Genomic DNA, 26444 nt, shown 5'->3' on the forward strand with positions numbered 1-26444 from the left:
GCTACATGGTCATGGTCCCGGGCGGCGGGCTGATCTCGTACGAGCTCGCCGGGATGGACGTCGCCGACGTGCGCTTCGCCGTCTCGCCCGTCAACGAGCTGACGCTGTCCCTGCGCACGTTCCGCGACCCCGGGCGCTATCCCGTCCACCTGCCCTGGCTGCGGCGCACCGAGCGGGTCCGGGCCGGGCTCGACCTGCCCCTGCTCCACGCCCTCACGAACGCGTCCATGTGGTCGCCCGACTACCTGACGCCCCGGCCGTACGCGCCGCTCACCCGCATCGACGACGAGCTCGCCGCCATCGCCCGCGTCCCCCTGGACCGCATGCTCGACGACCTGCGCGCCCTGCATCCAGCGGAGCTGCCCGAGCCGCTGCGCGGCGACCCGGCCGCCGTGCGCGAGCGCATCACCACGGCGCTGCGCGCGTACTGGCACGCCTGCTTCGCGCCCTGGTGGCCGAGGATGCGCACGGTCCTGCAGGCCGACATCATCCACCGGGCGCAGGTCATCTCGGCGCACGGCCTGGCGGCCATGTTCGCCGGGCTCAGCGAACGCGTCTCCCTCGACGGCGGCGTGGTGCGCGTCCGCCTGACCACCAACGCCGGCTACCGTCGCTCCACCGGCGGCGAGGGGCTCACCCTCGTGCCGACGCTGTTCGGCCGGGGGGTGACCGCGCCCATCTCGCCGGAGGAGCCGCCGCTGATCATGTACGGCACGCGCGGCGCGGGCACGCTCTGGCAGACGGAGACGCACCGCTCCCCCGCGGCGCTCACCGGACTGCTCGGCGCGACCCGGGCGGGCCTGCTGACGACGCTCGCGACCCCGGCCTCCTCCACCGAACTGGCCGGCCGACTCGGCGTCACCACCTCGGCCGTCAACCAGCACCTGCGCGCGCTGCGTGACGCCGGCCTGCTCACCAGCGCGCGGCACGGCCGCTCGGTCCTCTACCTGCGTTCCGAGCTCGGCGACGCCCTCGTCGCCGGCGGCTCCGCCCCCGACCCGGAGGAGCGCGCCCCGTAGCCGCCCCCGGCCGGGCCTGGTACGGGGCCGGTCAGCGGAAGGCGCGGCGGTAGGCGGCCGGGGTGGTGTTGAGCGCGGCGTGGAAGCGGCGGCGCAGGTTGACCGCCGAGGACAGGCCGACGCGGGCGGCGATCGTCTCCACCGGCAGGTCGGTGTCCTCCAGGAGCGCGCGGGTGGCGGCCAGGCGGCGCTCCAGCAGCCAGCGGGCCGGCGGGACGCCGAGCTGGTCGGCGAACTGGCGGGTGAGCGTGCGCGGGGAGACGCCGGAGAAGGCGGCCATGTCCTCGACGGTGACGGGCTCGGACAGGTTCGCGAGCAGCCATTCCAGCAGCGGCGCGAGGGAGTCCGGCATGGGCCCGGTCGTCGGCAGCGGCGGGTACTGGCGCTGGCAGCCCTCGCGGTGCGGCCCGGCGGCGAGCTGGCGGCCGACGCGCATGGCGTGGGACGCGCCGTGCTCCTGGAGGACCTGGTGGAGGCAGAGGTCCAGGGTGGCGGCCGAGGCCCCGGCGGTGGCGACGTCGCCGTGGTCCACGTAGATGACGGTGTCGTCGGGGACGATGCGGGGGTGGCGCGCGACCAGGTCGGCGGCGAGGTCCCAGTGGACGGAGGCGCGGCGGCCGTCCAGCAGGCCGAGCGCGGCCGGGATGAAGATCCCGGCGCAGACGGCGACGATCCGGCCGCCGCGGGCGTGGACCCCGGCGACGGCGTCGAGCACGGCGGGCGTGGGGGCGACCGTCCAGCTCGCGATGACGACGGTGTCGGCGGTGTCGAGGGCGTCGAGGCCGTGTTCGACGTGGATGGGGGCGCCCAGCGTGGTGGTGAGCGAGCCGGGGCGTTCGGCGCAGAGGCGGAAGCTGTAATGCTGGGGGATCTCGCGTCCCTGGTAGCCGAAGACCGCCGAGGCCGAGGTGACGGGGTAGAGCTCCTGGTTCTCGCCGACGAGGGCGACCACGCGGTGCGGGTCGAGCGGCGGAGGCGGCGGGGGGCACGCGGGGAGCGTGGCCGAGGGCAGGTCCAGGGGTGGCGCGAGGAGCATGGCGCAAATGTACCCAATGATGTCATCTGGGACACCAGCGCCCTGATCTGGAAATATCCACAATTGTTGCTTATGTGGACGAGGAATTTCACCCTCTATTTCGGCGCCCGGACGATCTCGCTGCTCGGTGACGCCATGATGCCGGTCGCCGCCGCCCTCGCGGTCGGCCAGGTGTACGGCATCGCGGGCGTCGGCTACGTGCTGGCCCTCTGGACCGCCTCCGCCGTCCTCGTCATGCTCTTCGGCGGCGTCCTCGCCGACCGCATCGGCGCCCGTACCGTGATGATCGTCGCGGACCTGCTGCGGATCCTCACCCAGGCCACGGTGGCGGTCGCCTTCCTCGACGGCGCCCCGCCGTACGGCCTGCTGCTGGCGATGGCGTTCCTCTCCGGGATCGGGGCCGGCATGTTCGAGCCCGGCGTCAACGGCATGGTGCCGCTCGTCGCCCGCGACCCGCAGCGGGCCAACGCCACGCTCAAGATCGCCGAGGCCATCACCCAGCTCGCCGGGCCCGCGCTGGCCGGAATCCTGGTGCTCGCGGCCGGCCCGGTGTTCGTGTACGCGCTGGACTCCGGGACGTTCCTGGTCAGCGCCATCTGCCTGCTGCTGGTCCGCGTCACCGTGCCCCGGCCCGAGCCCTCGAACGTACTGGCCGACCTGCGCCGGGGCTGGCACGAGTTCAAGGCCAGGAGCTGGATGTGGTCGGTCATCCTGGTGTGGGTGTTCTGGGGCGTCCTGGTCATCGGGCCGTCCGTGCCGCTGTCGTCGCAGGTCATCGGCGCCGACTACGGCTGGGTGATGGCCGCGCTCGGCCTCGGCACGGTGATCGGCGGCGTGGTCGCCATCCGGCTGCGCCCGGCCCGGCCGCTGGCCGCCGGGGCGATCGCGCTGATCGGCTACGCGCCGGTGCCGCTGACCGTCGCCCTCGGCGCGCCGCTGCCGACGCTGATGGCGGGCCACGTGATCGGGGGATGCGCGATGGCGTTCTGGTCGGTCATGTGGTCGACCAGCGTGCAGACGCTCGTCGCGCCGGACGTCCTCAACCGGGTCTCCGCCTACCAGGTGGCCGGGTCGGTCGCGGGCATGGCGGTCGGCCAGGCGCTCGCCGGACCGGCGGCCCTGGTGGTCGAGCCGCAGACCTTCCTGCTGGGCTCGGCGGTGGTGACGGTCGGCGTGTCGGCCGCCCTGCTGCTGATCAGACCGGTACGCGGTTTGCGCCGCCTGTCCGCCCCCACGGACCCCGCCCTCCCCGCCGCCGCCACCTCCCCCACCTGACCCGCCCCCACCGACCTGAGCCGACCGGACCCCCGCTCCCCCCTCTAACCCCCTAACCCGACCTCGACCGGGGTGGGACGTGAACGAAAGAGCTCGGTTTCGACACCCTCGAAGTCGTCGCCCGCGTCGACGGAACGCCCCTCACCGAGCTGATCGACAGGTACGAGCTCGGCGCCCGGATGGACGTGGCCGGCGACGACGCCCTGGGGGCGCTGGACGCCCTTCTTCCCTGAGCGGGCGATTCGTCCCACGTCCCGGGCCGCGGGCCCGTCAGGGGGTGTGCGGCCTGAGGGCCGCGAGGGCCGCGCGGGCGTGTTCCGGCTCGGCGCCCTCGGCGACCGCCGCCAGGGCCGCGCGCCAGGCCGCCGCGAGCACGCGGCCCAGGAGCGGTGCCGACGGCAGGTCGCCGCGTCCGAGCAGCTCGGCCAGCCGGTCGCGCTCCGTATCCTGGGGCGGCTCGCCCAGGATGCGCAGGAAGTTCTCGCGTACGGCGAAGTCCAGGCCGACCAGCAGGGCGGCGGTGACGGCCTCAGGGCGGTCCGGCCCGGGGCCCGTGGCCGCCATCGCGCCCTCCATCCGGTCCAGCAGGCGGCGTTCGACGTCGTCCCGGACGAAGGCGTACAGGCCGAGCTTGCTGCCGAAGTGGTGGTAGAGGGCGCCCGTGGTGACCTCGGCCGCCGCCGCCAGATCGGCGACCGTGACCTCGTCGAAGGGGCGCGCCCCGAACTCCTTGACCGCTGCGAGTACGAGCCTGCCCCTCGGGGAGGTCGATACGGGGATCCATTCGCGCACCCGTACATAATGCCGTTATGGTGAGAGGAAATCCAATTACGTCCGGAATCCGGAAGGATGCGCCGTGAAGCTGGAGTTCCTGTTCGTCCCCACCGCCGACCTGAAGGCGTCGCTCGCCCTCTACCGTGACGGCCTCGGCTTCACCGAGAGCTGGCGCGAGGGCGACGCGACCGTGGCCCTGGCCCTGCCGGGCACCGACGTGCAGATCATGCTCGACGCCCACGACCCGGCCGCCCCGGTCGGGCCGGTGTTCGTCGTCGAGAGCGTCGAGGCGTTCCACGCCGCCCGCCCGGAGTCGCTGACCGTGGTCGAAGCGCCGTCGGAGATCCCCGGCGGCTTCCAGGCCACCTACCGGGACCCGGGCGGCGCGACCCTCTACGTCATGGACCAGTCCACGGAGCAGAACCCCTCATAGGGGCGGCCGGCACAGGTCCCTGACCTCGGGGAGGCGGTCGAAGCCGGCCGACCCGTAGGTGGCGACGGCGGCGGTGTTGGAGCTGGGGGTGCACACGACCGCGCTGGAGGAGCCCAGCTCGCGCAGCGCCGCGGCGGCGGCGCGGACGATCGCGGCGCCGTGGCCGCGGCCTCGATGGTCGCGGTGCACGCCCATCGGTTCGAGCAGGCCGGGCCGGTCCGGGCCGGCCGGCCAGACGGTCACGGCCGCCACCGCGTCGCCCCGCTCGTCATAGGCGACCAGGCAGCGGGCGCCGGCGTACGGCGAGCCGGCGGCCATCGCGTGCCAGGCCGCCTCCGTGAACGTCGACCCGTCGAACGAGGCCCGCTGGACGGCCACCCGCTCGGGCACCTGATCAGGGGTGACCTCCACCACCCGCACGCCTGGGCCGGGCACCGGCGCGGTGAGGTCGCGGCGCAGCGGCGTCCACGGCTCACCGGCCTGCCAGCCGTCCTCGTCCAGCAGGTCCCTGACCAGGGCGCCCGCCGGCGCCTCGACGCTCGCCGCCCCGGCGGGCAGCACGCCGCGCCCCGGGTCGCCGAGGTCCGAGGCCAGCCGCCGGGCCAGTTCGCCGTCGCGCCGGGCGTCCGGCGCGACGGCGAGCCGCAGCAGCCGGGGGTGGTCCAGCAGGCCGACGGCGAGGATCCGCCCGCCGCGGCTCCACGTCCGGACGGCCGCGGCCGTCGCCTCCGCGCCGAACCGCCAGAACCAGCCCAGATCCCCTGGATGCAACTGCGTCGGCGCGCCCTCGTGCTGCCACGCGCGCAGCGCGGCCGTGATCCCGTCCAGCCCGCCGGTCCCGGGCTCGCCCAGCTCGATCGTCATGCCGCCGATCACACACCAGCGGACCGGCGGCGGGCACCAGGTTTTTCGGCCCGCCCGGCGCGGCGGCCCGGCCGGCGACCCGATGCGCCGGCCCGGCCCGGCGGCCCGGCGCGGCGGTCAGGGGCCGTCGCTCCAGGGCCGTCGCTCCAGGGCCGTCGTTTCAGGGGCCGTCGCTCCAGGGGGCGGCGCGGAGTTCGGCGACGCTGCGCCGCCTCCGTACGGGCTGCCCCCGGTCGGCCGGGACGCCGACGGCGGTCATCGTCAGGACGGTCCAGCCGGGGTTCGGGCGCAGTTCGGCGGTCAGGCCGTCCTTGTCGAAGGCGCGGAACTGGTGACAGGTGAGGCCCATCGCCTGGGCCTGCACGGTCAGGTGGGCCACGGCCTGGCCGAGGTCGTAGTCGGCGAACTCCGAGTAGACCAGGTCGGTGTCGTCCACGTGGCGGCGGGCCAGGTTCACGATCAGGAGCCCGGCGGCCGGGGCCCACCGCGCCGAGCTGGGGGCGAGGAAACGGGTGACCCGGGCGTGGTCCGGCTCTCCGGGGCGGACCGGGAGGAACGCCCAGGGCTGGGAGTTGCCCGCCGAGGGCGCCCACCGCGCGGCCTCCAGCAGCAGCGCGAGCGTCTCGTCGCCGACGACGCCCGCCGGGTCGAACGCGGACGGGCTGAACCGGTCCGCGAGGAGCGGGTGCAGGCCGAGCCGGAGATCGTGGTCAACGTTCACGCACGTGCACAACTTTCCGGCCCGCCCGTTTATGCCGCACCGGCAGGGGCGGCGGCCCCGCCCGTTTATGCCTAACCGGTAGAGGCGGTGGTCTCGCCCGTTCATGCCGCACCGGCAGGGGCGACGGTCCCGCCCGTTCATGCCTCACCAGCAGAGGCGGTGGTCTCGCCCGTTCGTGCCTCATCGGTAGGGGCGGCGGTCGAGGGTGGCGTGGACCATGGTGGTGAGCGTGACGATGTCGAAGACGGGCAGTCCCGTCTCGGCCTGGATCGCGTGCGCGAACGGCACCAGGTCGGTGCACTCGATGAGCAGCGCCCCCATGTCGGGGTTGTCCTTGGCGAGCCGCCGCACCTGGCCGAGCACCTCGCGTTCCAGGCGGTCGGCGTCGAGGGTGTCGCGCCGCCCCTCCAGCATCACCTCGCGGAACTCGGGCTGCTCGGACATCCCGGTCACGCACACCGGCACGTGCTCGCCGCCGATCGCGGCCAGGTGGCGGCCGGTCAGCGCGGGTTCCTTGGCGACGAGCAGGCCGACCTTCTGGTGCGGCATGAGCATGCGGTGGATCATCGGGAGCTGGATCAGGCTGGAGGAGAACAGCGGCACGCCGACCGCCCCGGCGAGCCGTTCCTGGAAGAGCACGAGGAAGCCGCAGGCGCCGGTGACGGCCGCGGCGCCGCGCGCCTCCAGGTTGCGCGCCGCCTCGACGAACGGGTCGAGCAGCCGGGGGTCGGCCTGGGTGACCACCCGTTCCGGTGTCGCGCCCTCGACGACCTCGTAGATCACCGGGAAGCCGAACGTGGCGGGGTTGCGGATGTGTCCGGGGATCTTGGTGAACGTGGTCTCCAGGCAGAGCACGCCGATCGGCTTCACTGGAACCTCCTGCCGTAGCGGAAGGGGGCGGGGTCGAGGTCGGGGGTCTCGCCGGACAGGAGCTGGGCGAGCAGCCTGCCGCCGACGGGCGCGAGGCCGAGCCCGATGTGCCCGTGCCCGCAGGCCAGCGCCAGGTTCTCGTACGGCTCGGCCCGCCCGATGTACGGGAGGCTGTCGGGGGTGCAGGGACGCAGGCCGCTCCAGGTCTGCGGTGTCGCGGTGGTGTCGAGGGCGGGCAGGTGGTCGCGCACGGTCCGCAGGATGCCGTCCACCCGGCGGCGCGAGATCGTGGTGTCCATGCCGGACAGTTCGAGGGTGCCGCCCAGGCGCAGGCGGTCGCCGAGCGGGGTGATGGCGACCTTGCCCTCGCTGAGCAGCACCGGCCGGCGGGGGGCGCCGCCGGGGCTCTTGAGCGTGACGGAGTAGCCCTTGGCGGGCTGCAGCATGAGCTTCAGCCCCGCCTTGCGGGCGAGGGCCGCGGACCACGCGCCGGCGGCGATGACGACGGTGCCGGGCCGCAGGTCGCCGCGCGAGGTGCGCACCTGCCGGACACGGCGGCCCGCGACCTCGAGGTCCAGCACGTCGGTGTCCTCCAGCAGCTCGACGCCCATGCCGGCCAGCGTCGCGGCCAGCTCGGTGACGAACTCGGGCACGCGCAGGTAGGCGCCCTCCTCGTTGTAGAGCGCGCCGCTGATGTCGAACTCGACGCCGGGTTCGAGCGTGCTCAGCTCGCCGGGTTCGAGCACGCGCAGCGGCACCCCGGACGCGTTCGCCCGGGAGACCGTGCGGCGGGCCCGGTCGAAGCCCTGCGGCGTCCGGAAGGCGATCACCATGCCCCGGGCGGTGAGCGTGTCGTCGTCGCACAGCTCCCGCAGGATGGCGAGGCTGCGCTGTTTCATGTCGAGCAGGACGCGGAACGCCTCCCCGGCCGCCTGCTCGGTGCAGCGGCGGCGGAAGCGCCACAGCCAGGCGATCAGCGCCGGGTCGGGGCGCGGCCTGATGAAGAACGGGCTGCGCGGGTCGAGCAGCCAGCGCAGCCCCAGGGCGGGCACGCCGGGCTCGGCCAGGGGGGCGGCGCCCTGCGTGCCGACGAATCCGGTGTTGCCGTGCGAGCACGACTGCGGGCCGCCGATCGGCCCGCGCTCGACCACGGTCACGGTGGCGCCGGCCCTGCGCAGGTAGTAGGCGCAGAACAGGCCGGCGACACCGCCGCCGACGACCAGCACGTCCGGCATCTACAGGCTCACGACGAAGAAGTTGGTCGGCAGGTTGATCACCACGCGCTCGTAGATCTCCGCCATGAGCGCGATGCCGGGCTCGGCGAACGTGCCGGGCGGTGGCTCGGCGAAGCGGATGACCGAGCGTCCGGCGTCGAACAGCAGCGCGCCGTGCCCGAAGTCGCCGACGACGGCCGTGCCCGGCTCGACCAGCCGGGTCCTGACGATGAAGACGCCGTTGCGCTCGACGTCGTCCATCAGGCTGCCCTCGCCCATGAACGTGTAGTAGTCGACGGGGTTGATGATGAGGCCGTCGGCGGTGCCGCCCATCTGCTCGACCTCGTTGCACGCGGCCAGGATCGTCGAGGCGAACGGGCCCTTCGACGTCATGCGGGCGATCCCCGGCAGGTTCAGCAGGCCGCCGGGGCCGCGGATGATCGTGTTGTTCTCGGCCGTGGCGAGGCGGACGATCAGCCGGTAGTTGACGAACGACTCGAACGTCTCCTGGTCCTCCCACAGGCCGGGCGGCACCTGGACCCAGGCGGTCGTGGGGAGCAGCTCGGGCACCTCGGAGCGGTGGAAGCGGCTGGCCGCCTCCCGGCGCACGTCGGCCTCGAACACCTCGGGGTCGCCGGGGGCGGGCGGGCTCTCGTGCCAGTAGTAGCGGCGCGGGTCTCTCGACAGGTCGACGACCTTGAGCATGTTGCGGGCCGGGTAGCGGGGCTTGCGCCGGGAGCTGGTCAGCGAGTCGGTGATGGTCACGTCGTACTCGACGGCCGCCTCCAGCCCCTTGTCGGCGCACGCCTCGGCGAACCTGCGGCCGGGCGACATCTCCTGCTTGCGCTGGGCGACGACCTCGGCCATCGTGCGCTTGATCTCCTGCTTCATGACGTCCTCCGGTGAGGCTTGCGGGCGACGAACACTCCCCAGCCGAACTCGCCCTGGTCGATGGCGACCTGGATCTCGCCGCACGACTCGGCGAAGGCGAGCATCCAGTCCCTGGCCGCGGAGTCCTCGGTGGTCCGCGCGCGCTCGCGGGCGGTCGTGCCCAGCACGCGGTAGGTCTGCCTGATGTGGCTCTCCAGGTTGCGGGCCAGCAGGATCTCGAACCCGCTGCGCTCCAGCTCGGCCTGGTACTCCACCAGCGAGTAGCCGCTGCTCCACCTGACCCGGTCGTAGACGTGCTTGCGGGCCCGTTCGCCGATCTCCTTCTTCGGCTGGAGGAAGTCGGAGAAGGCGAACACGCCGCCGGGCCGCAGCACGCGGAAGATCTCGGCATGGCTGCGCGGCTTGTCGGGCACCAGGAAGAGCGCGTCCTGGCTGACCACATGGCTGAACGTGCCGTCCTCGTACGGCATGGCGGTGGCGGAGCCGTGCCGGAACTCGATGCCCAGGGCGGGGTCGGCGAGCTGCCTGGCGAACCTGACCCGTTCCAGGCTCAGGTCCAGCCCCTCGCCCCGGCAGCCGTGCCGGGTGGCCAGGTGGATGAGGAAGTTGCCGCAGCCGCAGCCGACGTCCAGCACGTGCGACGAGCCGTCGATGCCCGCCTCGGCCGCCATGAGCTCGGAGGTGCGCTCGGCCGCCGCCCGGTAGTCCTCGTCATCCTCGCCGGCGAAGTAGCCGGTGTGCAGGACGCCTTCGCTGTCCCAGAAGCTCAGATAGGTCTGCGTGGTCCGGTCGAAGAAGTCGCCGACGTCCTGCTCGGTGTAGGTGGTCGACATCCCTGGGGCTCCTTCAGGTGTTGGTGTCCTTGCGCGTTCGGGTGAGGTGCGGCAGGTCGGGTCCGGTGACGGCGGCGCCGCCGTCGACGGCGTGCACGGCGCCGGTGACGAACGAGGCGCGCTCGCTCGCCAGGAAGGCGGCCACGGCGGCGACCTCCTCGGGGCGGGCCATCCGGCCCAGGGCGCTGTGGTGGCCCATGCGGGCGAGCTGTTCCTCCACGTCGCCGCCGAGGCTCGCGGCCATCCGCTCGATGGGCGGGGTGCGGGCGTGGCCGGGCGCGATCACGTTGACGGTGATCCCGTCGCGGCCGACGTCCGAGGCCAGCGCCTGGGCGAAGCGCAGCAGCGCGCCCCTGGTCACGCCCGACAGCGCCAGCGGCGGGATGGGCGTGGTGGCCGTCTCGGAGGCCACATAGATGAGCCGCCCCCACCCGGCGGCCTTCAGGTGCGGCAGCGCGGCCAGCGTCAGGTTGACCGCGGGCATCAGCACCTTGTCCACGGCCGCCTGGTAGTCCTCCACCTCGAACCCGGAGGCCGGGCCGATGGGCGGGCTGCCGCCGCTGACGACCACGACGTGGAGGGCGCCGAGCTCGGCGGCGACCGCGCCGACCCACCGGCGGGCGGCCTGCCTGTCGGTGATGTCGACGCCGGTGGCGTGGACGCGCCCGCGCGCCACCCGCTCGATCTCGCGGGCGGCCGACTCCAGCCGGGGCCGGTCGCGGGCGCCGATCGCGACGTGCGCGCCCTCGCGGGCGAGCTCCGCGGCGGTGGCCAGGCCGAGGCCGCTGGAGCCGCCGGCGACGAGCGCGACCTTGCCGTCAAGCCCGAGATCCATGGTTCTCCTTCGGCCGGGCCCCGCCTGCCAGCGTGCCGCCGTAGCTGTAGCCGTAGCGGCTGAAGAGCGGGGTGGCGAGCGTGACGGCGGCGAGCCTGGCGGGCCGGGTGAGGGTGTCCTTCCAGGTGTCGTCGCGGTCGCGGATCACGGTGGCGCCGGTGCGGAAGCGGTCGGGGTTGCCGGTGACGGTGTGGTTGGTGTGCAGGTCGACCGTGCGGTCGCGTACCGGGTTGGGGGCGGGGCCGGCGTCGCAGTGCCGGACGAGGGCGTCGATCGTCGCCTCCGGGTCGGTGGTGAAGTCCTCGTAGCGCAGGAAGAGCGAGCGCTGCGGGAAGCGGCGGGTGATGGCGTGGGAGGCCAGGTTGAACCCGTGCCAGTAGGCGGTGCTCATCCAGGAGGACATGGCGTAGACGTACTGCTTGGGCTGTCTCCAGGAGTGCGCGACCGCGCGCGGGTCGCGCACGAGGTGCACGTAGTAGGGGGTGATGCCGTCCAGGTACGGCAGCAGCGCCGCCTCGCCCGGGATCTTGGTGGTGTCGACGATGACGCGCGAGCCGGTGCGCTCGGCGACGGCGTGGTAGGTGCGGGTCATCAGGTCGGCGTGGGCCCTGATGTCGTCGCCGTCGAGCCCCCGGCCGAGCACCCGCCAGGTGTGCCGGGTGCGCACGCAGGCGCGCTGGCGGCGGATGACGGTGGCGGCGAAGTCGGCCAGCGGGAGCCCGCCGGGGTTGCCGAGCGGCAGGATCCGCGACCAGATCGGGCACTCGGTGAGCGCGCTGCCGCAGCCGCACAGGTTGTTCACGCCCAGGCCGGCGCCGTTCTTCCAGAGGAAGTGCAGCTCGCCGACGTGGAAGAAGCCGGGGATCTCGTTGAGGACGTTGCCGATGATGGTGCTGCCGTTGCGGCACCAGCCGGTGACGCAGAGGACCTTGATCGTGTCCACGCTCTCTCCTTCAGCTCGTGGCCGCGGGCAGCGTGACGGGCCGGCGTACGCACAGGCCCACGCCGACGGCCGCCACCGCGCAGGCCGCGCCCACCAGGAAGACGGCCGGGTAGCCGAGCCCGCCCGCGACCACGCCGATGAGCGGCCCCCACACGGCCAGCCCGAGGTCCCAGAAGGACGTGTACGCGCCGAGCGCGGCGCCCTGTTTGGCCGGGTCGGTGCGGTTCATGACCATGAGGGCGAGCGACGGGTGCAGCAGGGAGAAGCCGACGCCCATCACCACGCCGCCGAGCACGGCCAGCGGCAGGTTCGGCGCCACCGCGATGATCACCAGCCCGGCGGCCTCGCCCGCGCCGCACCAGATCACCATCCGGCGCGGGCCCACCCGGTCGGGCAGGTGGCCGATGACCAGCCGGGTGCCCGCGTAGACCAGGCTGAACCCGCTGAGCACGGCCACGCCGGAGCCGATGCCGCGCGCCTGGAGGTGCAGCACCACGAAGGCGGCCAGGCCGGCGTACCCGGCGGCGGCCAGCGCCAGGGCGGTGCCGGGCAGCAGCGCGGGCCGCAGCAGCAGGCCGCCGCCGCTCGCCCGGTCGGGCCGGGCGGGGGCGGGCGCCGAGCTCACCAGGGCGAGCGCGATCACCCCCATGCCGATGCTGAACGCCCACACCGTCCCGTAGCCGTGGCTCGACAGCGCGGCGCCGAGGAACGTCCCGGCCGCGATGCCGCCCCACATGCTGACGCCGTACAGGCCGACGAGCTGGCCGCGCCGGTTGTGCGGTGCGAGCGAGACCGTCCAGACGGCGCCGGCGGTGAACAGCGCGGCCTCGCCGACGCCGAGCAGCAGGCGGTCGACGACCAGGCCCGCGACGCCGATCGGGGCGTAGTAGAGCGCGCCGCCCACGGCCACGATCAGCGCCCCGGCCTGCATGACGCGGCGGTGCCCGTACCTGTCGGCCAGGTGTCCCGCCACCGGCCTGACCAGCAGCGCCGTCAGCGCGGTCGCCATGACGACCACGCCGACGGTGAAGCCGGTGGAGCCGTACCTGTCGGTGACGAAGCTCGGCAGCACCGGGATCGCGGCTGCGAGGCCCACGTAACCGGCGAACAGGCCGCCGAAGATGCCGGCGAGGGCGCGTGGCCTCACGAGCCCGCCACCTTGCGCACGGCCTCGATCAGGTGGTCGCAGTCCTCCACCGACAGCGACGACGACAGCGGCACGTCCACGGCCTCCCGCAGGTAGCGGGTGGTGCGGGGCAGCAGCGCCTGGATCGAGGCCACGTCCTGGCCGCGGAACAGGAAGCGCCAGTTCCAGAAGACGCGCACGTTGGTGTCGCGGTCGGAGCCGAGGTTGCGCGCGCCGATGCCCTCGTGGCACAGCGCGTCGGCGAACCAGGCGGCGTCGCCGCCGGGCACCCGGAAGATGAACGCCTCGCCCAGGAACGCGCCGGGCGCGACCGGCCGGCGCACGGCGATCCGCGGCACGTCCTTGAGCGCCTCCGACACGTAGGTGTAGTTGTCGTGGAAGCACTTCAGGCGCAGCGGCAGCCGGTCCAGCTCCGAGCGCAGCAGCGCCGCGCGGATCTCGTCCATGCGGAAGCTGAGCAGCGGCAGGTCCAGGTCGGTGTCGATGGGCGGGTCGCCGCCGGGGAAGTGCCGCTTCAGCCGGCCCTCGTACGCGCCGGACAGCACGACGGCGCGGGCGAACAGCTCGCTGTCGTCGGTGACGAGGAAGCCGCCCTCGCCGCAGTTGAGTGACTTGTCGGACTGGGTGCTGAACCCGCCGGCCAGGCCGAACGTGCCGAGCTTGCGCCCGTCCAGCTCGGCGCCGAGGGCGGGCACGGCGTCCTCGAACACCGGCACGCCCTTCTCGGCGGCGAACGCGGTCACGGCCGCCATGTCGGCGGCGAAGCCTCGCATGTGCACCACGAGGATCGCCTTGATCTCCGGGTTCCAGCGGGCGCTCAGGTCGTCGAGGTCGAAGTGCAGGTCCTCGTCCACCTCGACGAGGAACGGCGTGCAGCCGGCCAGCACGATGGCGCTCGGGGTGGCGACGAACGTGAAGCCGGGGCAGGCGATGAGCGAGCCGGGCGGGATGCCGGCCGCCATGATGGACAGCGCGATCGCGGTGGTGCCGCTGGAGACGGCCAGGGCGTGCCTGGTGCCGAAGTAGCGCGACAGCTCGGCCTCTAATCGGCCGCACTCGGTCTCTTGCTGGGGTCGGTAGTCGTAGCGGAAGTACAGATGGCTGCGGATCGCGCGGAGCGCGGCTTCCTCGTCCTCGCGGTGAACGAAGACTGCCCCCTTGTCGTACGTCGGCCAGGGGTCGTGCCGTACCGGGTCGCCGCCGTTGATGGCCAGGCGTGCGGAACCGTCCCTCTCGCTCTGCACCGTATGCTCCTCGACATCGGCTTGATGGAGTTCTCGGGGGTGGGTGAACGGTCGGCCTTCTGTGGACGTGCATGCGGCTTTTCGAGGAGCGCGAGAGTGCCCGGCGATCGTCCGGGAAGCCGCGCGGCGGGGCTCGGAACCCCGTGGCGCCCGCGCTGTTGATCAAGCTGGGTACGAATTCTCCCTGGATGTTCTCCGAGGGAACCGATCATGTCAACGGTTTCGTCAAGAGTGTCCAGGGGCGGTCAGCGGGCCGCCTCGCGGCGGCAGCGGGCCAGCTCCGCCCGCAGGTCGCCGCGCAGCCCGCGGTCCAGCCCCGGCTGGGCGAGCGCGTCGGTGAAGTCGCGGGCGGCCTCGTCCCAGCGGCCGAGCCGCATGAGCGCCATGCCCCGGTTGTAGCGCGGCACCGGCGCCGCCGACAGCGCCACGGCCCGGTCCAGGTCGGCCACGGCGGCCGCCGCGTCCCCGCGTTCGAAGCGGACGGCCGCCCGGTCCGTCCAGGCTTCGACGAGGTCCGGGTCGCCGTCCAGGGCGCGGGTGAGCAGTGCGTCGGCCTCGTCGTGGCTGCCGCGCTCCGAGCGGATCAGCCCGAGCGTGCACAGCAGCGCGGGCTCGTGCGGGGCCAGCTCCAGCCCGGCGCGCGCGCCCTCCTCGGCCGCGTCCAGCAGGCCGGTCTCCAGCTGGAGGTTGACCAGGGCGATCCGGGCGTCGAGGTGGCCGGGGGCGACGGCGAGCGCCCGCTGGAGGTCGTCGCGCGCCCGGTCGAGGCGGCCGCGTTCCTGTTCGAGCACGGCCCGGTTGTAGTACGCCTCCGGCAGGTGCGGGCCGAGGCGGATGGCGGCGTCGTAGTCCTTGATCGCGGCCCGGGCGCGGCCGGCGGCGCGGTGCAGGGCGGCCCGGTCGGCGTAGTACTCGCAGTTGCCGGGGTCCTGCTCGATCACGGTGTCGAGGTCGGCCAGGGCGCGGGCCGGGTCGCGCAGGGCGAGGTGCACCTGGGCCCGGTTGTGCAGCAGCCGGGCCGTGTGCTGCGGCAGCTCGCCGGGGGCGAGCACGGCCGACAGCCTGGCCAGGCCGTCGTCGACCAGGCGCAGCGCGCGGGCGGGCTCGCCGGTCTTGGCGTGCAGGAGCGCCACGCCCTGCTCGTAGAAGACGGTGGAGACGACCCGCTCGCGCGGGTCGTCCAGGGTCGCGGCGAGGCTCAGCGCCCGCTCCAGCCAGTGGAGTGCCCGCTGCGGGTCCTGGGCGGCGCCGGGCAGGTGCCGGGCGTGGAGCATGGCCGTGGAGTACGCGGCCGACATGAGGATCCTGGTGTCGCCGGTCGCCGCCCGGGCCTCGTCGTAGAGCTCCAAGGCCTCGGCGGCCCGGTCCAGGGCGGCCAGCGCGGTGGCCAGGCCGGTGGTGAACGACCACCAGTGCCGCAGGTCGTCCCCCGGGGTCACGAGCTCACGGCCGCGCCGGGCGACGCGCGCCGCGTGGTGGTAGAAGCCGCGCGCCAGGCTGTCGCCCAGGGCGGTGCGCAACGCGTCCGGCGCCGGGTCCGTGACGGGTGGCGGGTCGCCGCCGTCGCGCAGGTCCAGGCGCAGCGCCGGGACGTCCCTGCGGGCCAGCGCGGCCAGGAGCTCGGCGGTGGTCTCGTCGGCGGCGGCCACGTGGTCGAAGCGTACGGTGACCGGCTGCCGGAGGGCGCCGGCCCAGGCCGCCACGAGCTCGGCCGCCCCGTACGCCAGGAAGGCGGTGCGGCGGGCGGGGTGAAACCGGATCGGCTCCTCCGCCGCCGGGCGGGCGGCGCGGTCGAGCCACGGGGCGATCGCGTGCAGCTCGACCTCGTGCCGCGCGGCGAGTTTGGGACGCTCCCCCGCGATCCGGGCGAGGAACCGCGCGACTCCGGCGTACGGCCCGTGAGCGCGATGGCAGTCGTAGCGGTGCGGCTCCGTGCTCACCGGTGTGCTGATCTCCCTAGGCCGGTCCGGGCAGGGGCGGGCGCCCGGGGACGCCCGCCGGGGTGGCTGCTACCAGCACCACTCGAACCAGATCCGGCGGGCGCCGGCCAGCAGGCGAAGGTCACTCTTCCGGCGAATGGTCATCTTCTTCACGAGCGCCTCCAGGTTGATCACTTCCGGGACTGCCCAGAGCATAAGCATGGAGATCCCGAAATATGAAGATCTTGGGGGTCAGGATTCTTCCGGCGCGAGGCCGCTGCGGCGGGCCAGCACCCGGGTGCCGGGGCCGGAGGCGGCGCCCGGGCCCGGCAGGGCCGTCACGTCGGTGGCCGTCACCGGCTGCCCGCACTCCGAGCAGCAGACCCGGGGGGTGAACCGGGCGCCGCACGCGTCGTGCTCCAGCAGCACCGGCGGGCCGCCCGCCGGGGTCGCCCACTTGTCGCCCCAGGCCATGAGCGCCATCAGCACGGGCACGAGCTCGCGCCCGGCCTCGGTGAGGTGGTAGGCGTGGCGCGGCGGGCGCTCCTGGTAGGCGCGGCGCTCCACGATGCCGTCGGCGATCAGGGCCTCCAGCCGCCGGGTGAGCAGGTTGCGCGAGACGCCGAGGTTCTCGGCGATGTCGTCGAACCGGTGCAGGCCGAGGTGGATGTCCCGCAGGATCAGCGGCGTCCACCATTCGCCGACCCGTTCCAGGGACTGCCCGATCGAGCAGTGCATCTCCGCGAAGCTGGTCCGTTGCATGCCCCCCAGCATAGTGGGTTGCTTGATTGAACTCACTGCCGTTACATTGCGGGCGACAGAGAGTTCAATGAAAGGACTTACCCATGCCGTTCGTGGAGCTGTTCGTCCCCAAGGGCTCGCTCGACCAGGAGCGCCGCGAGAATATCGGAGGGCGGCTGGTGTCCGAGGTGATGATCGCCGAGGGCGCCCCCGACAACGAGGTCGCCCGGTCCATCTCGTGGCTCGTGGTGAACGAGGTCGACGCCTGGTTCATCGGCGGGCGCGAGCTGCCCGCCGGGGAGAAGCCGCGCTACGTGGTGCGCGTGGGCGTCCCGGCCGGCTCGCTCACCGACGACAAGCGCCTCGACATCGTCCAGCGCGTCACGCGGGTGCTGGCGGACGCCGACCCGGAGCCGGAGCGGTTCGGCCGGGCCACCTCCGCCTGGGTGCACATCAACGAGATCCCCGAGGGCAACTGGGGCGCGGGCGGGGAGATCGTCCGCCTGGAGAACATCGCGGCCCTGGTCACCCGCGGCTAACCGGCCGGAGGCGGCCGGGCCCGGACCGCCCGGCCGCCGTCGTCGCAGCCGGTGGGGTCAGCGCTCGCCCGCGAGGAGGCGCGTGATCTCGTCCTGGCCGGCCTGCCTGCCGTAGCCGGCGAGCTGGAAGGTCTCCGGGCCGACGAACTCCGCCCAGTGCTCGCGGACGAACGCCCAACCCGCCTCGGCGTCACCCCGCTCCGGCGCCTTGTCGAGGAAGCCCCGCTGCCACGGCGCGAACTCCAGGAACTGCGAGGCGTGGGCCAGGCACGCGTCCAGCTTGGCCGTCAGCACCGGGGCCACGTCCACCACCACGTCCGCCCGGTGCACCGGGGCCGAGGCGTAGTCGGTCATCAGCAGGCACACCGGCATCCGCGTCAGGGGCGGCTTGCCCACCTCCAGGTTGCGCGTCATCGCGAACTCGACGGCCTGCTCGGCCAGCAGCCCGGCCGCCCGGTTGTCCGGATGGCCGCTCCCGTCGGCGTGCAGGGCGATCACCAGGTCCGGCCGCCAGCCGCGCACCTGCGCCAGCACGCGCAGCCGCATCTCCAGGCTCGGCTCCAGCATGCCGTCGTGCACGTCGTGGAAGATCTCGTAGTCGATCACGCCGAGCGCGTCGGCCGCCCGGAACGCCTCCTCCGCGCGGCGGCGGGCCAGCGGGCCGCGTTCCATCTCGTGGTGCCCGGCGTCACCGTTGGTGAGCGTCAGGAACTTCACCGCGTGCCCGGCCCGTGCCAGCAGCGCGGCGGTGCCGCCCGCGTAGATCTCGGGCTCGTCGGGGTGAGCGGCGATCACGAGGGTTCTCAACATCAGCGTTTTCCTTAGGGATGGGATTCGCCGGTACGGCCTGCCGTACCGGCTTGGAAGACCCGCTCGCGGGTCAGGTCCAGGGCGTAGCACAGCGCGCCGTCGAGGACGGCGTTGCCGTCGACGGCGCTCAGCGCGACGGTGACGGGCACCAGGGGGGTCTCGGCCAGGCGGCCGGCGACCAGGGCCCGGAGCGGTTCGCCGCCCGCGATGCACAGCGGGCCGGCCAGCACCACCAGGCCGGGGTCGAGCACGCCGATGGCGGCGCTCACGCCGAGCGCGACCCGGGCGGCCACGTCGGACAGGAACCGCGGATCGGCCTCGCGCAGCGCCCGGCCGGCGCCGTCGAGGGTCGGCTCGGCCGTCACGCCGTGCGCGGCGGCGAGCGCGGCCAGCGGTTCGGCGCCGAGCAGCGCGCCCAGCGGGCCGCCGTCGTGGCCGTAGACGCGGCCCTTGCTGACCGGGTCGGGCACGATGACGGAGCCGACCTCGCCGCCGCGCCCGGTGACGCCGCGCCATACGGTGCCGTCCAGCACCGCCCCGGCGCCGACGCCGGCGCCCACCCAGAACAGCACGAAGCTGTCGTCCTGGTGCTCCTGCTGCTCGCGGATGGCGACGAGGTTGACGTCGTTCTCCAGGCGCACGTGGCCGGGCAGGTCGTCGAGCCCGGTCCAGCCGGCGAGCTGGACGGCCTGGCGCAGCCGCCGCCCCTCGGCCTCGACGATGCCCGGGACCCCCACCACGACCTGGTCGAGCTCGTCCAGCCGGAAGCCGGCCGCGGCCAGCGTCTCCTCCAGCAGCAGCCGCGCGTCGCCGGTCGCCTCGGTGCGGTGACCGCCCAGCACGCGGCCGGTCAGGTCGGCGACGGACACCTCGATCGACCGCGTCGTGAGGTCGACGCCCGCCACCCGGGCGGCCGAGCCGTCCAGCGCCCACATCTGCGCGGCGGGCCCGGCGTTGCCCGGCTTGTGGCCGGCCTTCCTGGCCAGCCCGCTGTTCTCCAGCCTGCGCAGCACCTCGGCGGCCGACGCCTTCGACAGGCCGGTGTGCGTCTCCAGTTCGGCGCGGGTCAGCGCGCCGTGCTCCAGGAGCAGGGTGAGCGCGGTGCGTTCGTTGAGTGTGCGGAAGACGGTGGGGTTTCCCGTGGACATGCCTACTTCAGCGCTCCTGATGTCAGCCCGGACTGGATGTGTCGCTGGAAGACGATATAGATCAGCACCACGGGGAGCACGGTCATGCTCAGCGCCGCGAACAGCCCGGGCCAGTCGGCTTCGTAGCCGGCGATGGTTGAGATGTCGGCGATGCCCTGGGTGATGACCCACAGGTCCTTGTCCCCCGGCAGCAGCACCAGCGGGATCAGATACTGGTTCCACTGGCCGAGCACGTTGAAGATGGTCAGGCTGACCAGGGCGGGCTTGGCCATGGGCAGCATCACCTGGAAGAACGTGCGCGTGTGGGAGGCGCCGTCGATCATGGCCGCCTCCGCGACCGCGTCCGGCAGCGCCCGGAAGAACGACGTCAGGAAGAACACGGTGAACGGCAGCGAGTACGCGACGTACACCAGGACCAGGCCGAGGTGCGTGTTGAGCAGCCCGAGCCCGTCGACCACGAAGAACAGCGGGACCAGCGCCAGGAAGACGGGGAAGGCCATGCCGGAGACGAACAGGTAGTACACCAGCCGGTTGCCGGGGAAGCGGTAGCGCGCCAGCACGTAGGCGGCCATGGAGCTGAGCAGCATGGTGCCGGCCACGCCGAAGAAGACCACGATGACGGTGTTGAGCAGGTAGCGGCCGACGTTGGCACGTTCCCAGGCTCGCGCCCAGTTGTCCCAGCGCAGCTGGCCCGGCAGTTGCAGGGCGTCGCCGAAGATCTCGGCGTTGCTCTTGAACGAGGCCAGCAGGGTCCACAGCAGCGGGGCGACGATGAGCAGCGCCCAGAGCGCCAGGACGAGCTGGATGCCGACCTGGTGGATGCGGATTTTTCGCAACATTTCAGTACACGACCTTTTCGCGGCGGGTGACCCGCATCGTCAGCGCGGCGAACGTGAGCGTCAGGAAGAACAGCGCCACACCCAGCGCCGAGGCGTACCCGAACCGCGAGTAGCCGAAGGCGTTCTTGTAGATCTCGGTGGCCAGCACGCTCGTCGCCCCGTCCGGCCCGCCCTGCTCCATCGACAGCACGTTGACCAGCGCGAAGGCGTCGAACGCGGCGATCCCCAGGTAGACCCAGGCGACCTGGACGGTGTCCCACACCAGCGGCAGCGTGATGGAGAAGAACGTGCGCAGCCGCCCCGCGCCGTCCAGCGCGGCCGCCTCGAACACCTCGCGGGGGATGGCCGCCATGCCGGCCGAGAACAGCACCACGTAGAACCCGACCGCCTGCCACACCATCACCGCGATGATCGACCACAGCGCCAGGTTCTGGTCCGTCAGCCAGCCGACCGGCTCGATCCCGAGCCTGGCCAGCCCGCCGTTGATCACGCCGCTGGCGTCCGGCCGGTAGACGGCCTTGAACAGCACGCCGACCACGGCCACCGCCAGCACCTGCGGCAGGAAGAAGATCACTCGGTAGACCCGCGACCCGGGCGTGCCCGCCGAGTCGCTGAGCAGGTAGGCGAAGGCCAGGCCCAGCGCGATCGTCAGCACCGGCAGCGTGACCAGGAGCACCGCGTGGTTGCGGATGGCCTGCCAGAAGGTGTCGTCGCCGAACATCCGCTCGAAGTTGTCCAGCCCGACGAAGTTCAGGTTCGCCGACACCCCGCGCCAGTCGGTCAGCGCAATCTGGAACGCCTGCGCGTACGGGCTGATCACGAAGACCAGGTAGAGCGCCACGGGCAGGAGGAGGAAGCCCGCGACGAAGCCGTGCCGCCGCACGGCTCAGACGCTCCTGGACTGCTTGGCGATCGCCGAGTCGGCCTTGAGCGCGTCGGCCTTCTTCTGCATGTTCGCGCAGAACTCCTCGGGCGTGATGCGCCCGGACATCACCGAGTTCGTCTGGACCTGGCCGTGGTCGAACAGCTCCTTGTACCAGCCCTCGAAGCGGATGTCGGTGATGATGTCCGTGCCGGCCGCCTCCTGGGCCTTGGCCGCGCTGCGCACCGCCGAGGTCAGTTCCAGGCCGTCGACGACGCCGTTGACGACGGTGAGGTTCTTGGTCATCTCGGTGTAGCCGCGCGCGCCCTCCCGCGACAGCATCATGCGCAGGTACTCCAGGCCGCCCTGCGGGTTCGCACCCTTGGCGGCCACGAAGAACGCCTCGCTCACGCCGACCATGATGGCCTCGTACGGCATGGCGTCGGCGGCGGTGATGCTGGGCACCGGCGCGATCGCGTACTCGAACGACTCGGGCCGGTCCTTGGCCATCTCGTTCTCCAGCCAGGAGCCGCACGGGTAGAACAGCACCTCGTCCTTCAGGTGCTTGACCTGCGTCTGGGTGTGGTCGAGGCCGAAGTACGCCTTGTCGCCGAAGTCGCGCTGGACCTGGGCCCAGGCGGCGACCGCCTGTCGGACGGGCTCGGCCTGCCAGGCGCCGTCGGCCAGGTTGTCGATGTCGATGATCACCTTGTTGCCGCCGATCTTGGCGGCGCTGTAGACGAGGTTCCACAGCTGGTAGAAGGGGCCGACCTGGCCCGGGTAGGCGAACAGCGCGATCCCGGCCTTCTTCGCCTCCTCCCCCAGGGCGTTGAACTCCGCCCAGGTCCGGGGCACCTGCCAGCCGCGCTTGTCGAACAGCTTGGCGTTGTACCAGAGCGCGCGGTGGGCGACCGTGTACTGCAGCACCCGGGGCACGCCGTCGATCAGGGAGTTCTCGTACACCCCGCCGACGAGCGTGTCGCGGACCTTCTTGGCCGGGTCGGCGAGCGAGGGCGCCTCGAACAGCGGCGTCAGGTCGGCCAGGTGCCCCTCGGCGACCAGCGACTGCAGGTCGAGCGCCTCGGGGCCGGAGTTGTTGACCACATCGGGCGCGTCGCCGCTGATGAACCGGGGGCGGAGCTGGGTGCCGACCTTCTGCGTCGGCACGTGGTTGATCTTGGCCTTGGGGTACGCCTTGCTGTAGAGGGCCTCGTGCAGCTCGGTGGCGTATCCGTCGCCGTTGCCGCCGCTGAAGATCACCACTTCGAGCGGCCTGGCCGCGTCCACCCCGAGGGGGTTGGCCGCCGACGTGGGCGCGGCCGAGGACGCCGCGACGGGACCGGCGGATCGGCTGGTGGCGCACGCGCTGAGCAGCCCGGCGCCGGGGCCCGCCGCGAGGGCGGTGAGTCCGATCCGTCGAAGAACCTCACGTCGGCTGGGGGTCGTGGACATGGGTGGCTCCTTACCGCTAACCGTCCGGATACTTTCCAGACGGTTAGCGGCTGACTATAGGTTCACGCCCTCGGGCACGTCAACCATCCGTCAGAAGGACGCCCGCAGCCGCGCCTCGGCGGCCTCTCCAGCGCCCACGCGGTCCAGCGCGTTCAGCGCCGCGCCGACGATCGGCGGCTGCCGCGGGATCACCTGTTCGGCCAGCGGCGCCCGCTCCCCGAACCGCTCGTCGAGCATCCTCGACAGCAGCGGGATCCGCGCGCGCAGCACTCCCCCGCCGAGCACCACCTCGGTCGGCGTCCGCAGCAGCCCGAGGCGGCGCAGGCACACCTCCGCCATGACCACGACCTCGTCGGCCAGCCGGGTCACCAGGCCGAGCGCGATCCCGTCCCCCGCCTCGGCCGCCTCGAACACGGCCGGCGCGAACCGCGTGAGCCGTTCGGCGGGGATCCGCCCGACGTGCAGGCCGATCACCGCCTCCTCGACCGTCCGCGTGCCGAAGTGCGCGGCGATCGCCGGGGTCAGCGCGGTCGGCGCGCCCCGGCCGTCCTCGCCCCGGACGGCGTGCCACAGCGCCTCCTCGGACAGGCCGCCGCCGCCTCCCCAGTCGCCGCTGAGCTTGCCCAGCGACGGGAAGCGCGCGACCTCGCCCGCCGGCGACACGCCCACCGCGTTGATGCCGGCGCCGCACACCACCGCGACGCCGCTCGGCCCGGACGCGCCCGAGCGCAGCAGCGCGAAGCTGTCGTTGGCGACGACGACCTCGCCCGCCGTCCCGCGCGCGCGGAACTCGGCCGCCAGCGCCTCCTCCTCGACCGGCAGGTCCGCCCCCGCCAGGTAGGCGGTCAGCAGGTCCGCGTACGGCGGGGCCGCGTCCGGGCCCAGCGCCTGCCGGATCGCCTCCTCCACGACGTCCACGGCCGCCGCCACGCCCAGGCTCTGCGGCAGGAACGCCCCGGCCGACCCTCTGGCCAGCACCGTCCCGCCCGGGTCGAGCACCACGACGTCCGTCTTGCTGTTGCCGCCGTCGACCGCGATGATCACCACGACAGGTACCCGCCGTTCGCCTCCAGCAGCAGCTCGGTCAGCTCGGCCGACAGGTGCTCCTGGCCGATCAGCGGGTGGGCGAGCAGCGCGTCACGCACCCGGTCCGCGCCGCCGTGCAGCGCCGCGTCCAGGGCCAGCTGCTCGTACGCGGACACGTGCGCGACCAGACCCGCGTACAGCGGCTCCAGCGGGGCGACGGGCAGCGGTTCCGCGCCGGAGGCGGTGATCCTGGCCGGGACCTCGATCACGGCGTCCGGGCCGAGGAAGGGCAGGGTGTCGCCGTTGCGCACGTTGACGACCTGGGTGTCGCCCCGGTCGCCGAGCAGGGAGGCGATCAGCGCGACGGCCGCCTCGGAGTAGAACGCGCCGCCGCGCTTGCCGAGCAGCTCCGGCTTGGTGTTCACCGACGGGTCGGCGTACAGCTTGAGCAGCTCCTCCTCCATCGCCGCGACCTCGGCCGCCCGCGACGGCTTGGCCCGCTGCTCCTCCACGACCAGGTCGTGGGCGTAGAAGTAGCGCAGGTAGTACGACGGCACGCTGCGGAGGCGGCGCAGCAGCTCCACGGGCAGCCCGATGTCGTCGGCGATCTCCTGCCCGTGCTCGGCCAGCAGCCCGGGCAGCACGTCCACCCCGTCCACGAGGACCGAGCGCTCCCAGGTCAGGTGGTTGAGCCCGACGTGCCCGAGCTGCACCCGGTCGGGCTCGACGCCCAGGTGCCTGGCGAAGCGGCGCTGGAAGCCGATGGCCACGTTGCACAGCCCGATCGCCCGGTGCCCGGCGTCGAGCAGGGCCCGGGTGACGATCCCGACGGGGTTGGTGAAGTCGACGATCCAGGCGTCGGGGGCGTGCGCGCGTACCTGCTCGGCGAGGTCCAGGACGACCGGCACCGTCCGCAGCGCCTTGGCCAGGCCGCCCGCGCCGGTGGTCTCCTGGCCGACGCAGCCACACTGCAACGGCAGCGTCTCGTCGACGTTCCGCGCGGCCTGGCCGCCCACCCGGAGCTGGAACAGCACCGCGTCGGCCCCGGCGACGCCCTCGGCCACCTCGGCCGTCGCGACCACCCGCGCCGGGTGCCCGGAGTGCGCCAGCATCCGCCGCGCCATCCCCGCCACCAGCCCGAGCCTGGAGGCGTCCGGGTCCACCAGCGCGATCTCGGTCAGCGGCAGCTCGTCGCGCAGCCGCGCGAAGCCGTCGATGAGCTCGGGGGTGTAGGTCGAGCCGCCCCCGATCACGGCGAGTTTCATGCGAACTCCCTAGTTAGGAAACTTTCCTAACCCGGGACCTTAGCTGACGCTTTCGGGAAAAGCCCTATGCGGCCGGGCCCCGGCGCCGTCATCCGGAGGAAGGATGCCGTCGCGGTGGAGGAGGCGCCGGGCGGCGGCGATGGCCTCCGGGGTGGTGGCGAACACCTGCCCGGCGGCGTCCAGACGGGCGATCACGCCGAGGGCGTGCAGCGCCTGGTGGTGCCCGTCGCGGATGCCGGAGACGTACACCGTGATGCCGCGTCTCTCCAGCCGGTCGATGGCGTCGCCGAGGACGAGCACGCCGCTGGCGTCGACGGTGGTGACCCGCGACATGCGCAGGATGATCACCGAGACGTCGGCGACCTCGGACAGTTCGAGCAGGAAACGGTGGGCGGCGGCGAAGAACAGCGGCCCGTCCAGCCGGTAGGCGACGATGTGCTCGGCCAGCAGCGCGTGCTCCTCGTCGCTGTGATCGCCGGCGAGGTCGGGCCGCAGCGGCATCGCCTCCAGGCGGACGTCGCGGGCGATGGCGCGCAGCGCGAGCGCCCCCGCCACGACGAGGCCGAGGATGACGGCGGCGACCAGGTCCAGGACGAGGGTCGCGACCGCCGTCAGGGCCAGCACGGCGGCGTCGGCGCGGGTGGAGCGGGCCATCGCCCTGATCGAGCCGACCTCCACCATGCGCACGGCGGTGGCCAGCAGGACTCCGGCCAGCGCGGCCAGCGGGATGCGCGCGACCAGCCCGGCGGCGGCGTACACGATCAGGCAGAGGATCGCGGCGTGGGCGAGCGCGGCCAGCCGGGAGGAGGCGCCGGAACGCACGTTGACCGCGGTGCGGGCGATCGCGCCGGTGGCCGGGACGCCGCCGAACATCGGCGCCACCAGGTTGGCCAGGCCCTGTCCGAACAGCTCCCGGTCGGGGTCGTGCCGGTGGTTGACGCTCATGCCGTCGGCGACGGCGGCCGACAGCAGCGACTCCAGCGCGGCCAGGGCGGCGACCGCGACGGCCGGGGCGATCAGTGACCCCAGCGCGGCCAGGTCCAGGAAGCCCAGCGAGGGGGCGCCCAGCCCGGCGGGCAGCGCGTCGATGCGGGTCACCGGCAGCCCGGCCAGCTCGGCGAGAAGGGTGGCGGCGGCGACGGCCAGCAGCGAGAACGGCACGGCCGGCCATCGGCGCGCCCCGGCCAGCATCAGCGCGGCCACCGCGACGGCCATCGCGAGCGCCGCCCAGTCCGGCCGGTCGAGGAAGCCGAGCACGGCCCGCCAGGCCACGACCAGCACCTTGTCGCCTTCGGGCACGGGCACGCCGAGCGCGGCCGGCACCTGCTGCAGGCCGATCACGCAGGCGATGCCCAGCGTGAAGCCCTCCACCACCGGGGCGGGCACCAGCGCCATGTAGCGTCCGGCCCGCGCCAGGGCCAGGCCGACGAGCAGCAGTCCAGCCAGCACGCCGACGGTCAGCACACCGGAGGCGCCGTGCGCGTGCATGATCGGCACCAGCACGACCGTCATGGCCCCGGTCGGGCCCGACACCTGCAACGCCGACCCGCCGAACAGCGCGGCCAGCGCCCCGGCCACCACCGCGGTGACCAGCCCGGCCTCGGCGCCGAGCCCGCTGGAGATGCCGAAGCCGAGCGCCAGCGGCAGCGCCACGACGGCCACGGTCAGCCCCGCCACCAGGTCGCGGCGCGGATGCCGGCCCATCGCCGCCAGGTCGGCGCGGGCGGGCAGGATCGAGCACAGC

At 73.4% G+C, this 26444-nt stretch carries 27 protein-coding genes; 4 read left to right on the forward strand and 23 right to left on the reverse strand.

Translation table 11 applies throughout. From position 1 onward, the window contains the following. Nucleotides 1–5 precede the first annotated feature (5 nt). Nucleotides 6–1019 carry a DUF5937 family protein gene (locus ACWDXC_RS19170; protein ID WP_449983534.1) on the forward strand — a complete coding sequence of 338 codons (1014 nt, stop codon included), beginning with the start codon at nucleotides 6–8 and terminating at the stop codon, nucleotides 1017–1019. 31 nt (nucleotides 1020–1050) lie between these two features. On the opposite strand, the gene ACWDXC_RS19175 is transcribed toward ACWDXC_RS19170, so the two are convergent. Beyond that, nucleotides 1051–2055 (reverse strand): GlxA family transcriptional regulator, encoded by a 1005-nt coding sequence (locus ACWDXC_RS19175; protein ID WP_449983537.1) that lies wholly within the window; start codon nucleotides 2053–2055, stop codon nucleotides 1051–1053. Between the two features lie 72 nt (nucleotides 2056–2127). Here ACWDXC_RS19175 and ACWDXC_RS19180 point away from each other — a divergent pair, with 72 nt between their 5' ends. Continuing rightward, on the forward strand, nucleotides 2128–3330 hold the full coding sequence (locus ACWDXC_RS19180; protein ID WP_449983540.1) for an MFS transporter: 1203 nt from the start codon (nucleotides 2128–2130) through the stop codon (nucleotides 3328–3330). A gap of 270 nt (nucleotides 3331–3600) precedes the next feature. On the opposite strand, the gene ACWDXC_RS19185 is transcribed toward ACWDXC_RS19180, so the two are convergent. Further along, a complete protein-coding gene (locus tag ACWDXC_RS19185) occupies nucleotides 3601–4122 on the reverse strand; it encodes a TetR/AcrR family transcriptional regulator (RefSeq protein WP_449983544.1) in 522 nt (173 codons plus the stop codon). Between the two features lie 64 nt (nucleotides 4123–4186). Here ACWDXC_RS19185 and ACWDXC_RS19190 point away from each other — a divergent pair, with 64 nt between their 5' ends. Next, a complete protein-coding gene (locus ACWDXC_RS19190; RefSeq protein WP_449983547.1) occupies nucleotides 4187–4537 on the forward strand; it encodes a VOC family protein in 351 nt (116 codons plus the stop codon). Here the strand turns inward: ACWDXC_RS19190 and ACWDXC_RS19195 are convergent. The 13 genes from ACWDXC_RS19195 to ACWDXC_RS19255 form a co-directional block, all read right to left on the reverse strand. Further along, on the reverse strand, nucleotides 4532–5401 hold the full coding sequence (locus ACWDXC_RS19195; RefSeq protein WP_449983550.1) for a GNAT family N-acetyltransferase: 870 nt from the start codon (nucleotides 5399–5401) through the stop codon (nucleotides 4532–4534). The two genes, ACWDXC_RS19190 and ACWDXC_RS19195, sit on opposite strands and share 6 nt — an antisense overlap. Before the next feature lie 160 nt (nucleotides 5402–5561). Further along, on the reverse strand, nucleotides 5562–6122 hold the full coding sequence (locus ACWDXC_RS19200) for a nitroreductase family protein (protein ID WP_449983553.1): 561 nt from the start codon (nucleotides 6120–6122) through the stop codon (nucleotides 5562–5564). A gap of 180 nt (nucleotides 6123–6302) precedes the next feature. Continuing rightward, on the reverse strand, nucleotides 6303–6992 hold the full coding sequence (locus ACWDXC_RS19205; RefSeq protein WP_449983556.1) for an aspartate/glutamate racemase family protein: 690 nt from the start codon (nucleotides 6990–6992) through the stop codon (nucleotides 6303–6305). Then, the gene (locus ACWDXC_RS19210; RefSeq protein WP_449983558.1) at nucleotides 6989–8227 is read right to left on the reverse strand and encodes an FAD-dependent oxidoreductase; all 1239 of its coding nucleotides are present in this window, start codon (nucleotides 8225–8227) and stop codon (nucleotides 6989–6991) included. Before ACWDXC_RS19210 ends, ACWDXC_RS19205 begins: the two co-directional genes overlap by 4 nt. After that, nucleotides 8228–9097, reverse strand: coding sequence for a family 3 encapsulin nanocompartment shell protein (locus ACWDXC_RS19215; RefSeq protein ID WP_219518076.1), 870 nt, complete (start codon nucleotides 9095–9097; stop codon nucleotides 8228–8230). It lies immediately after the preceding gene. Further along, the gene (locus tag ACWDXC_RS19220; protein WP_449983562.1) at nucleotides 9094–9930 is read right to left on the reverse strand and encodes a class I SAM-dependent methyltransferase; all 837 of its coding nucleotides are present in this window, start codon (nucleotides 9928–9930) and stop codon (nucleotides 9094–9096) included. The genes ACWDXC_RS19215 and ACWDXC_RS19220 overlap by 4 nt, the downstream gene beginning before the upstream one ends. A 13-nt stretch (nucleotides 9931–9943) precedes the next feature. Next, nucleotides 9944–10765, reverse strand: coding sequence for an SDR family NAD(P)-dependent oxidoreductase (locus tag ACWDXC_RS19225; RefSeq protein WP_449983564.1), 822 nt, complete (start codon nucleotides 10763–10765; stop codon nucleotides 9944–9946). Then, on the reverse strand, nucleotides 10749–11708 hold the full coding sequence (locus ACWDXC_RS19230) for a sulfotransferase (RefSeq protein ID WP_449983567.1): 960 nt from the start codon (nucleotides 11706–11708) through the stop codon (nucleotides 10749–10751). The genes ACWDXC_RS19225 and ACWDXC_RS19230 overlap by 17 nt, the downstream gene beginning before the upstream one ends. A gap of 10 nt (nucleotides 11709–11718) precedes the next feature. Beyond that, nucleotides 11719–12855, reverse strand: coding sequence for an MFS transporter (locus ACWDXC_RS19235; protein ID WP_449983570.1), 1137 nt, complete (start codon nucleotides 12853–12855; stop codon nucleotides 11719–11721). Next, nucleotides 12852–14099, reverse strand: coding sequence for a DegT/DnrJ/EryC1/StrS family aminotransferase (locus ACWDXC_RS19240; RefSeq protein ID WP_449983572.1), 1248 nt, complete (start codon nucleotides 14097–14099; stop codon nucleotides 12852–12854). The genes ACWDXC_RS19235 and ACWDXC_RS19240 overlap by 4 nt, the downstream gene beginning before the upstream one ends. A gap of 245 nt (nucleotides 14100–14344) precedes the next feature. Beyond that, nucleotides 14345–16039 (reverse strand): tetratricopeptide repeat protein, encoded by a 1695-nt coding sequence (locus tag ACWDXC_RS19245; RefSeq protein WP_449983575.1) that lies wholly within the window; start codon nucleotides 16037–16039, stop codon nucleotides 14345–14347. A 69-nt stretch (nucleotides 16040–16108) separates the two neighbouring features. Beyond that, the gene (locus tag ACWDXC_RS19250; RefSeq protein WP_449983578.1) at nucleotides 16109–16234 is read right to left on the reverse strand and encodes a hypothetical protein; all 126 of its coding nucleotides are present in this window, start codon (nucleotides 16232–16234) and stop codon (nucleotides 16109–16111) included. A 36-nt stretch (nucleotides 16235–16270) separates the two neighbouring features. Continuing rightward, nucleotides 16271–16780 (reverse strand): winged helix-turn-helix transcriptional regulator, encoded by a 510-nt coding sequence (locus ACWDXC_RS19255; protein WP_219518087.1) that lies wholly within the window; start codon nucleotides 16778–16780, stop codon nucleotides 16271–16273. A gap of 83 nt (nucleotides 16781–16863) precedes the next feature. Between ACWDXC_RS19255 and ACWDXC_RS19260 the strand changes: the two genes are divergently transcribed. Further along, a complete protein-coding gene (locus tag ACWDXC_RS19260; RefSeq protein ID WP_449983581.1) occupies nucleotides 16864–17298 on the forward strand; it encodes a tautomerase family protein in 435 nt (144 codons plus the stop codon). A 57-nt stretch (nucleotides 17299–17355) separates the two neighbouring features. Here ACWDXC_RS19260 and ACWDXC_RS19265 read toward each other — a convergent pair whose 3' ends face one another. The 8 genes from ACWDXC_RS19265 to ACWDXC_RS19300 form a co-directional block, all read right to left on the reverse strand. After that, nucleotides 17356–18108 (reverse strand): PIG-L deacetylase family protein, encoded by a 753-nt coding sequence (locus tag ACWDXC_RS19265; RefSeq protein ID WP_449983584.1) that lies wholly within the window; start codon nucleotides 18106–18108, stop codon nucleotides 17356–17358. 11 nt (nucleotides 18109–18119) lie between these two features. After that, a complete protein-coding gene (locus ACWDXC_RS19270) occupies nucleotides 18120–19256 on the reverse strand; it encodes an ROK family transcriptional regulator (protein ID WP_219518093.1) in 1137 nt (378 codons plus the stop codon). Between the two features lie 2 nt (nucleotides 19257–19258). After that, complete coding sequence (locus tag ACWDXC_RS19275) at nucleotides 19259–20095, reverse strand: carbohydrate ABC transporter permease (RefSeq protein WP_449983588.1); 837 nt, start codon at nucleotides 20093–20095, stop codon at nucleotides 19259–19261. A 1-nt stretch (nucleotide 20096) separates the two neighbouring features. Next, nucleotides 20097–20978, reverse strand: a complete 882-nt coding sequence (locus tag ACWDXC_RS19280; RefSeq protein ID WP_364183438.1) for a carbohydrate ABC transporter permease — start codon at nucleotides 20976–20978, stop codon at nucleotides 20097–20099. 3 nt (nucleotides 20979–20981) lie between these two features. Then, nucleotides 20982–22409, reverse strand: coding sequence for an N-acetylglucosamine/diacetylchitobiose ABC transporter substrate-binding protein (gene ngcE / locus ACWDXC_RS19285; protein ID WP_449983592.1), 1428 nt, complete (start codon nucleotides 22407–22409; stop codon nucleotides 20982–20984). A 90-nt stretch (nucleotides 22410–22499) separates the two neighbouring features. Beyond that, entirely contained in the window at nucleotides 22500–23456 is a 957-nt protein-coding gene (locus ACWDXC_RS19290; RefSeq protein ID WP_449983595.1) for an N-acetylglucosamine kinase, read from the reverse strand. Further along, the gene (locus ACWDXC_RS19295) at nucleotides 23450–24700 is read right to left on the reverse strand and encodes a 6-phospho-beta-glucosidase (protein ID WP_449983598.1); all 1251 of its coding nucleotides are present in this window, start codon (nucleotides 24698–24700) and stop codon (nucleotides 23450–23452) included. Before ACWDXC_RS19295 ends, ACWDXC_RS19290 begins: the two co-directional genes overlap by 7 nt. 39 nt (nucleotides 24701–24739) lie before the next feature. Then, nucleotides 24740–26404, reverse strand: a complete 1665-nt coding sequence (locus ACWDXC_RS19300) for a SulP family inorganic anion transporter (RefSeq protein ID WP_449984774.1) — start codon at nucleotides 26402–26404, stop codon at nucleotides 24740–24742. Between the last annotated feature and the right edge of the window lie 40 nt (nucleotides 26405–26444).

It is taken from the genome of Nonomuraea sp. NPDC003214, from assembly GCF_053590035.1.